The organism is Bacillales bacterium (genome assembly GCA_035700025.1).
Lineage (GTDB): Bacteria > Bacillota > Bacilli > Bacillales > DASSOY01 > DASSOY01.
The window spans coordinates 133,187-145,072 of sequence record DASSOY010000072.1 but is presented as its reverse complement, the minus strand read 5'-3'; the positions used below and the strand labels follow the sequence as shown (position 1 = coordinate 145,072).

Annotated in this window: 16 protein-coding genes; 6 read left to right on the top strand and 10 right to left on the bottom strand. The window is 51.9% G+C overall.

Annotated features, from left to right (window positions below; translation table 11 throughout):
- Nucleotides 1-4: 4 nt before the first annotated feature.
- On the bottom strand, nt 5-547 hold the full coding sequence (locus tag VFK44_12520) for an NUDIX hydrolase (protein HET7629188.1): 543 nt from the start codon (nt 545-547) through the stop codon (nt 5-7).
- 81 nt (nt 548-628) lie between these two features.
- On the opposite strand from VFK44_12520, the gene mciZ reads away from it, so the two are divergent.
- A complete protein-coding gene (gene mciZ, locus VFK44_12515) occupies nt 629-820 on the top strand; it encodes a Z-ring formation inhibitor MciZ (GenBank protein HET7629187.1) in 192 nt (63 codons plus the stop codon).
- 107 nt (nt 821-927) lie between these two features.
- Complete coding sequence (locus VFK44_12510) at nt 928-1,836, top strand: aldo/keto reductase (GenBank protein ID HET7629186.1); 909 nt, start codon at nt 928-930, stop codon at nt 1,834-1,836.
- Nucleotides 1,837-1,864: 28 nt separating this feature from the next.
- Here VFK44_12510 and VFK44_12505 read toward each other — a convergent pair whose 3' ends face one another.
- Nucleotides 1,865-2,653, bottom strand: coding sequence for an SDR family oxidoreductase (locus tag VFK44_12505; protein ID HET7629185.1), 789 nt, complete (start codon nt 2,651-2,653; stop codon nt 1,865-1,867).
- A 121-nt stretch (nt 2,654-2,774) separates the two neighbouring features.
- Nucleotides 2,775-4,679 carry an AMP-binding protein gene (locus VFK44_12500; protein ID HET7629184.1) on the bottom strand — a complete coding sequence of 635 codons (1,905 nt, stop codon included), beginning with the start codon at nt 4,677-4,679 and terminating at the stop codon, nt 2,775-2,777.
- 191 nt (nt 4,680-4,870) lie between these two features.
- Here VFK44_12500 and VFK44_12495 point away from each other — a divergent pair, with 191 nt between their 5' ends.
- The gene (locus tag VFK44_12495; protein HET7629183.1) at nt 4,871-5,758 is read left to right on the top strand and encodes a hydroxymethylglutaryl-CoA lyase; all 888 of its coding nucleotides are present in this window, start codon (nt 4,871-4,873) and stop codon (nt 5,756-5,758) included.
- Nucleotides 5,759-5,795: 37 nt separating this feature from the next.
- On the opposite strand, the gene VFK44_12490 is transcribed toward VFK44_12495, so the two are convergent.
- Nucleotides 5,796-6,356, bottom strand: coding sequence for a PadR family transcriptional regulator (locus VFK44_12490; protein HET7629182.1), 561 nt, complete (start codon nt 6,354-6,356; stop codon nt 5,796-5,798).
- 72 nt (nt 6,357-6,428) lie between these two features.
- A complete protein-coding gene (locus VFK44_12485; GenBank protein ID HET7629181.1) occupies nt 6,429-6,872 on the bottom strand; it encodes an OsmC family protein in 444 nt (147 codons plus the stop codon).
- A 135-nt stretch (nt 6,873-7,007) separates the two neighbouring features.
- Here VFK44_12485 and VFK44_12480 point away from each other — a divergent pair, with 135 nt between their 5' ends.
- The gene (locus VFK44_12480) at nt 7,008-7,322 is read left to right on the top strand and encodes a thioredoxin family protein (GenBank protein ID HET7629180.1); all 315 of its coding nucleotides are present in this window, start codon (nt 7,008-7,010) and stop codon (nt 7,320-7,322) included.
- Between the two features lie 19 nt (nt 7,323-7,341).
- Here VFK44_12480 and VFK44_12475 read toward each other — a convergent pair whose 3' ends face one another.
- The 5 genes from VFK44_12475 to VFK44_12455 form a co-directional block, all read right to left on the bottom strand.
- Nucleotides 7,342-8,418 carry an FAD-dependent oxidoreductase gene (locus tag VFK44_12475; GenBank protein HET7629179.1) on the bottom strand — a complete coding sequence of 359 codons (1,077 nt, stop codon included), beginning with the start codon at nt 8,416-8,418 and terminating at the stop codon, nt 7,342-7,344.
- An 89-nt stretch (nt 8,419-8,507) separates the two neighbouring features.
- The gene (gene tlp, locus VFK44_12470; GenBank protein ID HET7629178.1) at nt 8,508-8,744 is read right to left on the bottom strand and encodes a small acid-soluble spore protein Tlp; all 237 of its coding nucleotides are present in this window, start codon (nt 8,742-8,744) and stop codon (nt 8,508-8,510) included.
- A 59-nt stretch (nt 8,745-8,803) separates the two neighbouring features.
- Nucleotides 8,804-9,322, bottom strand: coding sequence for a hypothetical protein (locus VFK44_12465; GenBank protein HET7629177.1), 519 nt, complete (start codon nt 9,320-9,322; stop codon nt 8,804-8,806).
- A gap of 71 nt (nt 9,323-9,393) precedes the next feature.
- Nucleotides 9,394-9,555 carry a hypothetical protein gene (locus VFK44_12460; protein ID HET7629176.1) on the bottom strand — a complete coding sequence of 54 codons (162 nt, stop codon included), beginning with the start codon at nt 9,553-9,555 and terminating at the stop codon, nt 9,394-9,396.
- Nucleotides 9,556-9,643: 88 nt separating this feature from the next.
- Entirely contained in the window at nt 9,644-9,766 is a 123-nt protein-coding gene (locus VFK44_12455) for an FbpB family small basic protein (protein ID HET7629175.1), read from the bottom strand.
- Nucleotides 9,767-9,927: 161 nt separating this feature from the next.
- Here VFK44_12455 and VFK44_12450 point away from each other — a divergent pair, with 161 nt between their 5' ends.
- Nucleotides 9,928-10,359: an Hsp20/alpha crystallin family protein gene (locus VFK44_12450; protein HET7629174.1), complete on the top strand. Its 432-nt coding sequence runs from the start codon at nt 9,928-9,930 to the stop codon at nt 10,357-10,359.
- A gap of 216 nt (nt 10,360-10,575) precedes the next feature.
- Nucleotides 10,576-11,853, top strand: a complete 1,278-nt coding sequence (locus VFK44_12445; GenBank protein ID HET7629173.1) for an Nramp family divalent metal transporter — start codon at nt 10,576-10,578, stop codon at nt 11,851-11,853.
- The last annotated feature ends 33 nt before the right edge of the window (nt 11,854-11,886 follow it).

Here is an 11,886-nt window from a genome sequence, read left to right as displayed (position 1 = left end):
TCCATCACCTTTGCGTTTGCTTAAGTTGCAAGTATTGAACGGCATAAACCGTTTTCGCGTCATAAATTTCTTTCTTCTCGATGAGTCGCAACGCCTCTTCAAGATCAACTTCGAGCGGCTCAACGAATTCGTCTTCGTCCGTATGCACCTCGCCTCGCTCTAATTCGTCGGCATAATACAAATGGACAATCTCATCCGAAAACCCCGGGGACGTGTAAAACGAAGTGACAGGGTGCAGCGCCTTCGCCCTGTACCCCGTTTCCTCCGCAAGCTCACGCCTTGCACACGATTCGGGTTCTTCGCCTTTTTCCAGCTTCCCTGCCGGAATTTCGACTAACGTCCGCTCCAGCGGCTTGCGAAACTGGCGCACCATGAGAATGTTGCCTTCGTCATTGACGGCAATCACCGCAACCGCCCCGGGGTGATAGACGAGTTCGCGCCGGCTCGTTTTTCCGTTCGGCAATTGGACGTGATCTCTTTTCACATCAATGATGGTTCCCGAAAAAATCGACTCAGTCGACAACGTAATTTCTTTAAAATCAGCCATCGGTTCCTCTCCTTGTTCTATCGTTTCACTCTCACACATACAGTTTAGCATATCGGACAAGCTGTAAACGGAGGGACCGTCATGAAAATTTATGTCAAAGAAAACGGCATTACCGTCGTCGGCAAAGCATGGCAAGTGAAAAGCGCGCTTCGTCACTATGCGCGAACGTTCCAGACAATCGAACAATGGACGAAAAGCGTTCAAGCAAAGGAACCAACTTCGAGCTCCGATTTCCTTCGCTCGACAATCCGGAAAAGCGGCGATACCATTTAAGTATACGGGTTTCGACGTTTACGGCAAAAAAACGAGAACGCTTGCCGTCAATAACCGTGCACACCAAAGGCACAACGCACGGAGCGAAACTTAGAGGAGGAAATCGGATGAAAACGAATCGACTCGGAAAATCGGAACTGCGCGTAAGCGAGATCGGGTTTGGCACGATGTCGCTCGGCAACAACGAAAAACAGGACATTCGCATGATCCGTGAGGCGATCGAAGGCGGCGTCAATTTCTTTGACACGGCCGACCTTTACCATTTCGGGGCGATCGAAAAAACGCTTGGCAAAGCGTTGAAAGGCCGCCGCGACGAAGTCGTATTGGCAACGAAAGCCGGCAACCGCTGGGAAGAAGGCAAGGACGGCTGGTATTGGGATCCGTCAAAAGCTTATTTGAAAGAAGCGTTGAAAAAAAGTTTGCAGCGGCTCGAGACCGACTACGTCGATCTGTTTCAATTGCACGGCGGCACAATCGACGATCCGATCGACGAATCAATCGAAGGCCTGGAAGAATTGAAGCAGGAAGGACTCATTCGCGAATACGGCATCTCTTCGATTCGCCCGAACGTAATTCGCGAGTACGTGAAACGGTCGAACATGGTGAGTGTCATGATGCAATACAGCATTCTCGACCGCCGGCCGGAGGAAGAAATGTTGGCGCTCCTCGCGGAGAATGACATTAGCGTGATCGCGCGCGGACCGATCGCCAAAGGGATGCTGACGGAAAGAGCGAAAAAGAAAACGCCGGAAAAAGGGTTTCTCGGTTACGAGCGGGACGAGATCGTGGAAATTGCGAAAAAAGTGGAAGCAATGGCGAGCGATACGAGAACTCCGGCGCAGATCGCCCTTCGCTATTCCTTGAGCCATCCCGCGGTCGCCGCCGCGGTTCCGGGGGCGAGCAGCTCGAAGCAGTTGCAAGAGAACATCGGCGCTGCGAACGCGGCGTTGACGGAAGCGGAACTCGCCGACATTCGCGGTTATTCGCGCGCGAATGTGTATGAAAAACATCGATGAGAAATAAGCGTACGGCTTCGCCGTACGCTTATTTCTTGTTCATCCATTTGCCGACGAGCGAATCAAGTACGGACGGGAACATTTGGTAGAGGCGCGCGCCAACGTTCATCGAAAACGGTACGTTGATTTCGCGCTTCCGCTTGCCGATCGCCGCCGCCACTTTCTCTGCGACTTGCTCCGGCGCGAGCATGAACGATGCCACATTTTTCACATATTCCCCGGACGGATCGGCAATGCCGAAAAAGTGCGTTTCGACCGGACCGGGATTCACGGTCGTCACGTAGATGTTCGTACCCGCCAGCTCCAGGCGAAGCGCGTTGGAAAAGCCGACAACGGCGTGCTTTGTCGCCGAATAAACGGCTGATTTCGGCGTCGCCACCTTGCCGGCGAGCGAAGCGATGTTAAGGATGTGGCCGCTGTTGCGTACGAGAAAGTGCGGGAGCAGCTTTCTCGTGCATGCCATAACGCCGAGGACGTTCACGTCCAGCATGCGTTTCGCTTCATCAATGTCTGCCTCATGAAACAAGTCGAACACGCCGAATCCAGCGTTGTTGACGAGCACATCGATCGTTCCGAGCCGGTCCAACACACGGTCGAATACGGCTGAAACTGCCGAGGCGTCGCTCACATCCAGCTTGTAAGGCAATGCATCGACGCCCGTGACGTTCTTAATGTTTTCGCACACGGTTGTCAATTTCTCCTCCGAACGTGCCAACATAACTGGCGTCGCGCCTTGCCCGGCCACTTTTAAAGCGATTTGCGCCCCGATGCCGCTCGAAGCGCCTGTAATGACCACATGTTTGCCGGTTAACCGCATGGGACCGTCCGCTCCTTTGATTCGACGAAATTTTCGTTAATTAAACAAACGTTTAAAACAATGTCGGATTTTGGCGATTAAAAGGCGGAGGACGAGCGTTTATGACGCCCGCCCAACGGACTTATCGGCCATTTATCGCTCGAATCGCCTCGACGGCATCCGGATTTTCCAACGCCGACAAATCTCCCGTTTCTTCGCCTAAATAGGCGGCTCTGATTACACGCCGCATCACTTTCGCGTTCCGCGTCTTCGGCAAGTCGCCGACAAAATGAATCGCCTTCGGCTTCAGCGCTTTGCCGAGATTTTCGGCGACGAGGGCAGTCAATTCTTGTTCCAACCGCTCCCCTCGTTCGCTTCCGCCGACGAGCACAACGAAGCAAACGGCGGCCTCGCCTTTTACGTCATCGGGTACCCCGACCGTCGCCGCTTCGACGACGGCATCGTGCTTCACGAGCACCGATTCCATCTCCGCCGGCCCAAGCCGTTTCCCGGCCACTTTCAACGTATCATCGGAACGTCCGGTAATGTACCAAAAGCCTTCCTCGTCGATTTCCACCCAATCGCCGTGCACCCACGTATTTTCCCAGCGGCTCCAATACGTGTTTTCGTATCGTTCCGGTTCGCCCCAAAAACCATTTGCCATCCCGACCCACGGCTGGCGCAAAACGAGCTCACCGACTTCCCCGCGCACCGGCTCGCCGTCCGCATTATAAACGTCCGCGTCCATACCCGGCAACGCCGCATTGAAACCGACCGGAGCAATCGGCTTCACCGGCACGTTCCCGAGAATGCCGCCGGAAATTTCCGTTCCCCCGGAATAGTTGAATATCGGCACGCGCGCTTGGCCGATCTTCTCGAACAACCAATGCCAAGGCCCCGGATTCCACGGCTCCCCGGTCGAGCCAATGCCTCTGAGCGAAGACAGGTCGCAATTTTCGTACCAATGGCTTTCCTTTTTCATCAACGCCCGGATCAACGTTGGCGAGATGCCGAGATGCGTCACCCGGTGCTGCTCGACCAATCGCCACACCCGGTCTGGATTCGGATAGTCGGGAGAGCCTTCGTACACGACCATCTTAGCCTGATTCAACAACGCTCCGTATACGAGAAACGGTCCCATCATCCAGCCCATATCGGTAATCCAAAACAACGTGTCGTTCGCCCGCAAATCCATGCAAAAACCGGCATCGAACGCCGCTTTGATCGGAAAACCGCTGTGCGTATGAACGATCCCTTTCGGCCGCCCCGTCGTCCCCGACGTATAAATGAGCATAAACGGATCATCGCTTTTCATCGCTTCCGCCTGGAAAAACGCGCCGTCTTTCTCCACCGCGCTCCAGCGCACGTCACAAGTATCATCCCATGGAATCTCGCGTCCTGTCCGCGCAACGACGACGACCTTTTCCAATCCACCAGCAAGTTTCGCCGCCTTGTCGGCTTCCTCCTTCATCGGAATCTCCTTGCCGCGCCGATAAAAGCCGTCGGCAGTAATGAGCATTTTCGCCCCGGCTGCTTCGATACGTTTCGCCACCGCTTCCGCTCCATACCCGGAAAACGCCGGTGTAAACACCGCGCCGATTTTTGACAATGCAAGCATCGCTGCAACCGTCTCCGGAATCATCGGCATGTACAGAACGACCCGATCGCCCCTTTCGATGCCTTGTTCCCGCAGCCCGAGCGCCACGCGATTCACCCAATCGGAAAGTGCTTTGTACGAATACGTACGCACGTCGCCGTCTTCACCTTCCCAAATAACGGCGGCCGCGTCTTTCATCGTTCGATCCTCGCGCCACCGGTCAACAGCTGCGTGCGTGACGTTCAGCCGCCCGCCTTGAAACCATGCCGGCCACTGCACCCCTTTCGACAAATCCAAGACGTCATCGTACGGCTGAAACCATTCGACGTCCATCGCTTGGACCGCTTCATCCCAAAACGCTCCGACATCTTTGATTGAATGTTCAAAAAACGCATCGTAATCGGTAAACCCCAATTGTTTCATCCATCGGTACAACCGCGTGTTTTCCATTTCTGCGGCCGTCGGTCTCCATACCGCTTTCGTCAAGACGTCCTCTCCCTTCGAACTTAGCTTTCTTCTCTATTTTAGGATGATTTCGTAAACGTTTTCAAGTTTTCCCGCAAAACAGCGGGACCGTCCACTCTCTTCGCGCGAACATGATACAATGAAAGAAAAACAACCGACGAATCGGAGGGGATTCCATGAAATTGCCGGAACGCGTGGAAATCATTGAGGTCGGCCCCCGGGACGGCTTGCAAAACGAGAAGAACCTCGTCGCGACCGAGGCAAAAATCGCCTTCATCGAGGCTTTGAAACGAGCCGGCCTTCGCGAGATGGAAGTAACGTCGTTCGTGTCGCCGAAATGGGTGCCGCAAATGAAAGATGCCGCAGAGGTTATTCGGGCGGTGAACGATGACGGGCGGAATTATGTGTTAGTGCCGAACGCCAAAGGCGTCGAGCGGCTGTATGAAACGGATTGCAAAAACGCGGCCGTTTTCGTCGGCGTAAGTGCCGCATTCAACAAGAAAAACATTAACAAATCGACCGATGAAAGCATGGCTGAACTGAAACCGCTGATCGCCGAACTGAAAGAAAAAGGCTATTTTGTACGGGCGTGCATTTCGACAGCCTTTCACTGTCCTTATGAAGGGAAAGTGAACGCCGAGGAGACGCTGGCGCTGTGCAAGCGGTTCGTCGATTACGGGGCGGACGAATTAAGCGTCGCCGACACGATCGGCATGGCCAACCCGAAACAAGTGTATGAACTTTTTATAAAATTGAAGCAGGTATTGCCGGCGGAGACGTTGATCGCGGGTCATTTTCACGATACGCACGGCACCGCGCTCGCGAACGTTTTCGCCGCCTTGCAGGCCGGCGTTTCGCGGTTCGACGCTTCGGCCGGCGGACTCGGCGGCTGCCCGTTTGCGCCGGGCGCCACGGGAAATGTGGCGACCGAAGATGTCGTGTTTATGCTGCACGAAATGGGAATCGACACCGGCATCGACACGGCAGCCTTGAAAAAAGCGGTCGACATCGTCAAACCGCTCATATCGCGAACCCTCGCGAGCAAAAACTACCGCTTCCTGTAACAAAGAAACGAAAAGCCAGGGTGCTGTTCAACGCGCCTTAGCTTTTCGTTTTTTCTTTTTCCGCGAATTTCTTCTTTTTCAAAATGCCGATCGCCCAATCGCTCCATTCGATCCATGTCGTCATCGAACGAATCCCGTATTCGAGCGTTAAATATTCGCCGATCTGGTTTTCGAGAAACTCCGACGAATAGTGTTTCTTCCATTCTTTCATCGACTTCAACGTTTCTTTATGGTCCTTCTTGCTTTTTTCCAGCTGCGCGATTGCTTTGTCGGCGGAAATGAGATGAAACAAAGAGATTTTCAAAAGCCGGCCGTCCTTCAGTTTGGGCGGAGCGATTTCCCCTTCCGTCAGCCATTTCAACAAGGCAAGAAACCCTTCATCGGTAATCGAATACACTTTTTTGTCGGGATGATCGTCTTGATGGACGTCGCGGTGGCCGACGAGCTCTTCCTGCTCCATTTTCGCCAACTCGCGGTAGATTTGCGTATGATGGGCATGCCAGAAATGAATCATCGTCTCTTTAAAACGCTGCGTCAATTCATAACCGCTCGCGTCTTGCTCCGAGAGCAATCCTAAAATCGCATATCGTAGGGACACGAAAGATCAATTCCTTCTTTTTTTTCTTTATTTTATCATACTTTGCCAAGAAGAAATTGAACATGCTGTGAACTACACCTTTCGCCAATCGATTGAAACCTCAATGCCGGCCGCTTCAAGCGTGGAAAAAACCGGGCAACGGCGGTCGGTTTCCTCTTGCAGCCGTTTCAACCGTTCCTCCGATTCCGTCGTTTCCACATTCACGCGAATTTCGAGGGTTCGAAAATTTGGACGCACTTCCGCCCCGCTTTTCAGCCCGCGGCTGTCGTAACTGCCGGAAATCTCGAACGTCATGCCCGCAAGATCAAAATCCATTTCCTTGGCAACGAATCGCGCCGTTACGTTTTCACATCCGGCGAGTGCGCCGAGAAACGCTTCAAGAGGGTTCGGTCCCGTATTCGTTCCGCCGATCGCCGCTGGTTCGTCCAAGTTAAACGTGTGATCAGCCGCCTCCACGACGCTTTTCAGGCCGACGGTCGTACTTTTTATGCGTACCTCCCGAAATGTCGATGCCATTCCTCTCACCCTTTCTAATTCATACGTCGTTATGATACCCGAATCCGTACAAACGAAAACCGTAAGCACATGGTTACGCAAGCGCTTCGTTTTTCGGTATACTAGAAAACAAGCCTAGCGGAAAGGAAGATGACTTTGGAAAAAGTAACGTCTGTCGAACAATTTCGGCAGCTGATTGAAAGCGACCAAGAAACGATCATGAAATTCGAGGCCGGCTGGTGCCCGGATTGCCGCCGCATGGACATGTTCATCGGCGACATCGTGAACGATTATGATGATAAAAAATGGTATGAAGTCAACCGCGACGAATTTCCCGAACTTGCCGAAACGTATGAAGTGTTAGGGATTCCGAGTTTGCTCGTTTTTAAGGACGGGAAAAAAATCGCCCATTTGCACAGCGCTAATGCGAAAACACCGGATCAAGTAAGAAATTTCCTCGAAACGGTGTAACCATGATCTTCTCCGCTCGCTACGGAGAAGATTTTTTTACGTACGTGCGGTCGACGTAACTTTTCAACCGATGCACCCAACCGGCTCGAATCACCTTTCGCTTCCGACGCAACACCGCTTGCTTGTTTCCCGTCGAAAAACAATACGCGGCATTCGCCGGTGCGAAAGTTCGGCCTTCTCCGTCCGTGAAATAACCGCGCAAATTTTTCCATAACACCGGCCCTTCGTCTACCGCATACCGTCCCTCATGCGCAATATGGGAATGCCGGTTCACTGTGATGCAGTCACCAGCTCCAAAGACGGAAGGAAACGACTTCACTTGCAACGTCTTTTCGACGAGCAAATACCCGTCGCTGTCCACAGGGAGTGCCGCACGAAACAACTTGTGAGGGCGCGGCGGATAAATCCAGAGCAATCGATCGTACAAGTGGACGGCGCCGTTGTCCGTCTCCAGCTTTCCGCCTCCTGCCCGCCGTACTCGACTATTTTTATGCAGCAAAATGCCGGCATCCTGCGCCCATTGCTCAGCATCAGGAGGAAACGCGCGGAAAGCGGTGCCTTTGTTGAATCCACCGATCCAACGAACCGGTGTCTTTCCTTCCTTCATTCTCCTCGCCTGCAAGGCGAACGCAATTTCCGCACAAGCATCTCCGTCGCCGGCGATCACGAGCTGCTCCGCCGCAATCAGCCGGTCCAGCGCGTCCGGAAGCTTTTCATTCGGCCGCAGCATTTCGGCGGCCGTCAATACGCCCGGGAGATCCGTCGCTTCCGTCAACGCCCCGATGTCGAAAGAAATGACATCGTATTCGAGGTACCCGCCTTTTTCGGTTAAAACCGCTTTCTGCAGTGGATCGATCGACATCACCGCAGCTTTTATATGATTCGCACCGGCCTGTTTCGCCAGCTCCCCAATATCCAAACCCATTTGTGCTTTCGTATATAAACCTTCGATATAACCGGCAGCCATTTCCCTGCTGAATTTCACCGTTTCCGGCGTAAGAAGCGATACTTCAACCCCCGGAAGCCTCTCGCGCCGCAGCCGGTTCAGCACATACAGGTGGGCGTGGCCCGCCCCGACTAAATACAAACGTCTCACCGTGACACTCCCTTCGTTTGCCATTGTATAGCGTCGGCAGCGCAGGCACAAGAAAACCGGGAACAGATTCCCGGTTTCTTTTTTCGCATTTACTTGTTTTTCTGATCGTGAGCTTCGTCTTTCAATTCTTCGCGCATGCCGCGCAAGCTTTGTTCTCTTCGCTCATTTTTCGCGATGATTTCTTGACGCTGGTTTTCGCTCAAGTCGTCGTTTTGCAAGGTTTCATGGGCCGCTTCAATGTTTTCAATCGTGTCATGCACCATCTGTTGAAGCTTTTCGACGTTATCGCTGCGATCGTCCGGTTTCGGCCGTTTCGATTCGTCCACAACTGTTCCTCCTTTGTCTTCATGCTGAACAGTCGTTAGTTTAAGCGATATTCGCGCGTTTATGTATGCTCGAGTTGAATCGGACACATCCGTTCGACACTGCATTGGCAAAGTTCGCGAAATGCACGCCAACATTCAATGAGCGATTCGTCGTTGTTGTGATTCATTGACATTTCCAACCACTTCAATTCCTCGCCAAGCCTGACCGAAGAACCAAACCAAACGTTTTTTCCGCCGGCGGTGATCGTAAACGGATCGTCGAAACGAACCGGTAAATAAAAACCTTCATTGTTCGGATGGAAAAGAAGATGCCGGTACACGGTGTTTTTCGTCAAGCGCGCCCAAAACAAAGGAACGCCGTCGTTTTTCGCCGCACATTTTTTCAACTTGCGCAAGTCGTTTTCATCGCCGAGTTCGAACCGTTCCACCCGCTCTTCCCATTGGAACTTTTCTCGAAAAGCGACGAGATGCCCGAGCCGTTGCATCATGATTTCAAGATCCCTGTACAACGGATCGTCCTCGGTGAACGGCAACGGTTGCACGGTTGCAGCAATCGTCAACGCATTTCCCTCCAACATTCGATTTCTTCCCTCACATCATTCGTTCTCCAAACCGCGTCGATGGGTGTCGAATGCCGGGTTGTATCACATTACTGGCGCTGGTCAACATGGGAATCGTCTTCTTCGCGGCGCGGCAACTGTTTTTTTTCATCGGCAAGCCGGTTCAAAAAGACAAGATCTTTCGGATCGGCCGTCGGCGGAAGGTTCGGATCGCGCGCGGCTTCTTCGTTTAATTTTTCATCGCGTGCCATCTTGTCACCTCCTCGTTGGTAGCATGTCAACTTTGCCTGTTTCGTATGTAAAATGAAAAAACAGAAAGGATTCGAACCTTCCTGTTTTTTAGATCCGATTGGAATGTTTTTCTTCCAGCTTGCGTTCGATCTTTTCAATCGCACCGTTATCGCTCAACAATTCCCGTTTGTTTTCGTCCATGAGCTCTTTCAAGCTTCTTCTTTTCCGCATGTGAAATTCCTCCTTCGTTGTAGTAATTTTCTTTCAACTTTCATTCTACTCTTTGTTATTCCCCAAAACGGAAAAAAATATTACAAATGTATGAAAATTTTTTGAATCGTCACATTTCCCGGCCGTTTTCGTAAGTTATCAATAAAAAAGGAGGGGGATTCATGACGCAGAAAGACGACAAATTCCCGAAAATCGACAAGAAGCTGTTGAACGAATGGATGGAAACGTTTTTCAAAGATCCGTTTCAGAGGCTGCTCGATCACAAATCGTTTCGCGTCGACATGTTTGAAGATGACGCTACATTGATCGTCGAAGCGGAGCTTCCCGGATTAAGGAGAGAGCAAATCGACGTCGAAGTACTCGATTCGGCGTTAAGAATTACCGCCAATCATTCACAAGTGCATGAAGAAAAGAACGACAACCAGCATTATTATCACCGTGAGCGGACGTTCGGGCAATTGGAGCGGATAGTCACCGTTCCTTTTCAAATCGACGCAAGTGCGACGAGCGCCGAGTACCATAACGGGATTTTGCGCATTTTTATCCCAAAAGGAAAGCAGCAAGACCGTTCCCGAACGATCACCATTCAATAAAAACTACGTGGCGGCAGCGACCGCCATTTTTTTGTTGATGAACCGTTTGGACAAGCCTTTGAAACACAAAATCATTTTTTTTGAATAAAATAGTTGCAAATTGATGGCATAGGGAATAAAATTTGACCTAGGGAAACTTTTACGATTGAATTTTACCCACGAGTTTCCCAAGGGCAAAATTGATGGTCGAGAGAAATAAAGGAGCGAAGAAAACCAATGAACACGCAAAGCGCGACGCGAAAAAACGCAACCTTATTGTCTGCCGAAACGGCATTGACCGGGAAAAGCCGCGGATTCCGAAAAATCCTTCCTTTTCTCGGACCTGCCTTCATCGCCGCGATCGCTTACATCGATCCCGGAAACTTCGCTACAAACATATCTGCAGGATCCCGGTACGGATACATGTTGTTATGGGTCGTGCTGATGTCGAATTTAATGGCCGTATTGATTCAATCGATGTCAGCAAAATTAGGGATCGCGACCGGCCGGAATTTGCCGGAAATGGCGCGTGACCACTTCCCGAAACCGGTCTCTTTCGCCTTATGGATTCAAAGTGAGTTGGTCATTATGGCGACCGATCTCGCCGAATTTATCGGAGGTGCGCTCGGCATTCATTTGCTGTCCGGACTCGGCTTGTTCCCGTCCGCACTGTTGGCAGCCGCCGCGTCCTTTGCGATTCTTGAATTGCAGCGAAGAGGGTTCCGATCGCTCGAAGCGGGAATCGCCGCTTTCTTGTTTACCGTCGTCATTGCCTTCAGCATAGAAGCGTTCTTGTCGCATCCAGACGGATCGGAAGTGCTGCATGGATTGCTCGTTCCGCAATTTGACGGCGTCAACAGCTTAATGCTTGCCGCCGGCATATTGGGCGCAACCGTCATGCCGCACGCCATATACTTGCACTCGGCACTCACCCAGCGGCGGGTCGTCGGAAAAACGGAAGAAGACCGCCGGAAAATCTTTCGTTTTGAGATGGTCGACATCGTGATCGCGATGTTGATCGCTGGGGTGATTAACGGCATCATGCTCATTGTTTCGGCCGCTCTCTTTTTCGAAAACGGGTTGACCGTTCTCGATCTCGACATCGCTTTTGATCAATTCGGGCAGCTGATCGGACCGGTCTCAGCGATTTTGTTCGGCGTCGGATTGCTTGCTGCCGGCTTGTCAAGTTCCAGCGTCGGAACCATGTCAGGCGACATTGTGATGCAAGGGTTCATTCGCCGCCGCATCCCGATTTATTTGCGGCGTTTGATCACAATGGTCCCGCCGCTTGCCGTCATCGCCCTCGGCATCAATCCGACTTTCGCGCTCGTAATCAGCCAAGTCATTTTGTCATTCGGCATTGCGTTCGCACTCGTTCCATTGCTTATGTTCACGAGCAATCGAAGCCTCATGGGCACGCTCGTCAACGGAAAAGGGACCACGATCATCGGGTGGTGTGTAGCCGCATTCGTCATCACGTTGAATGCCTTCCTGCTCATCCAAACTTTTTCTTAATCCAAAAAAAGGATCCGAAAGCAACAAGGCTTT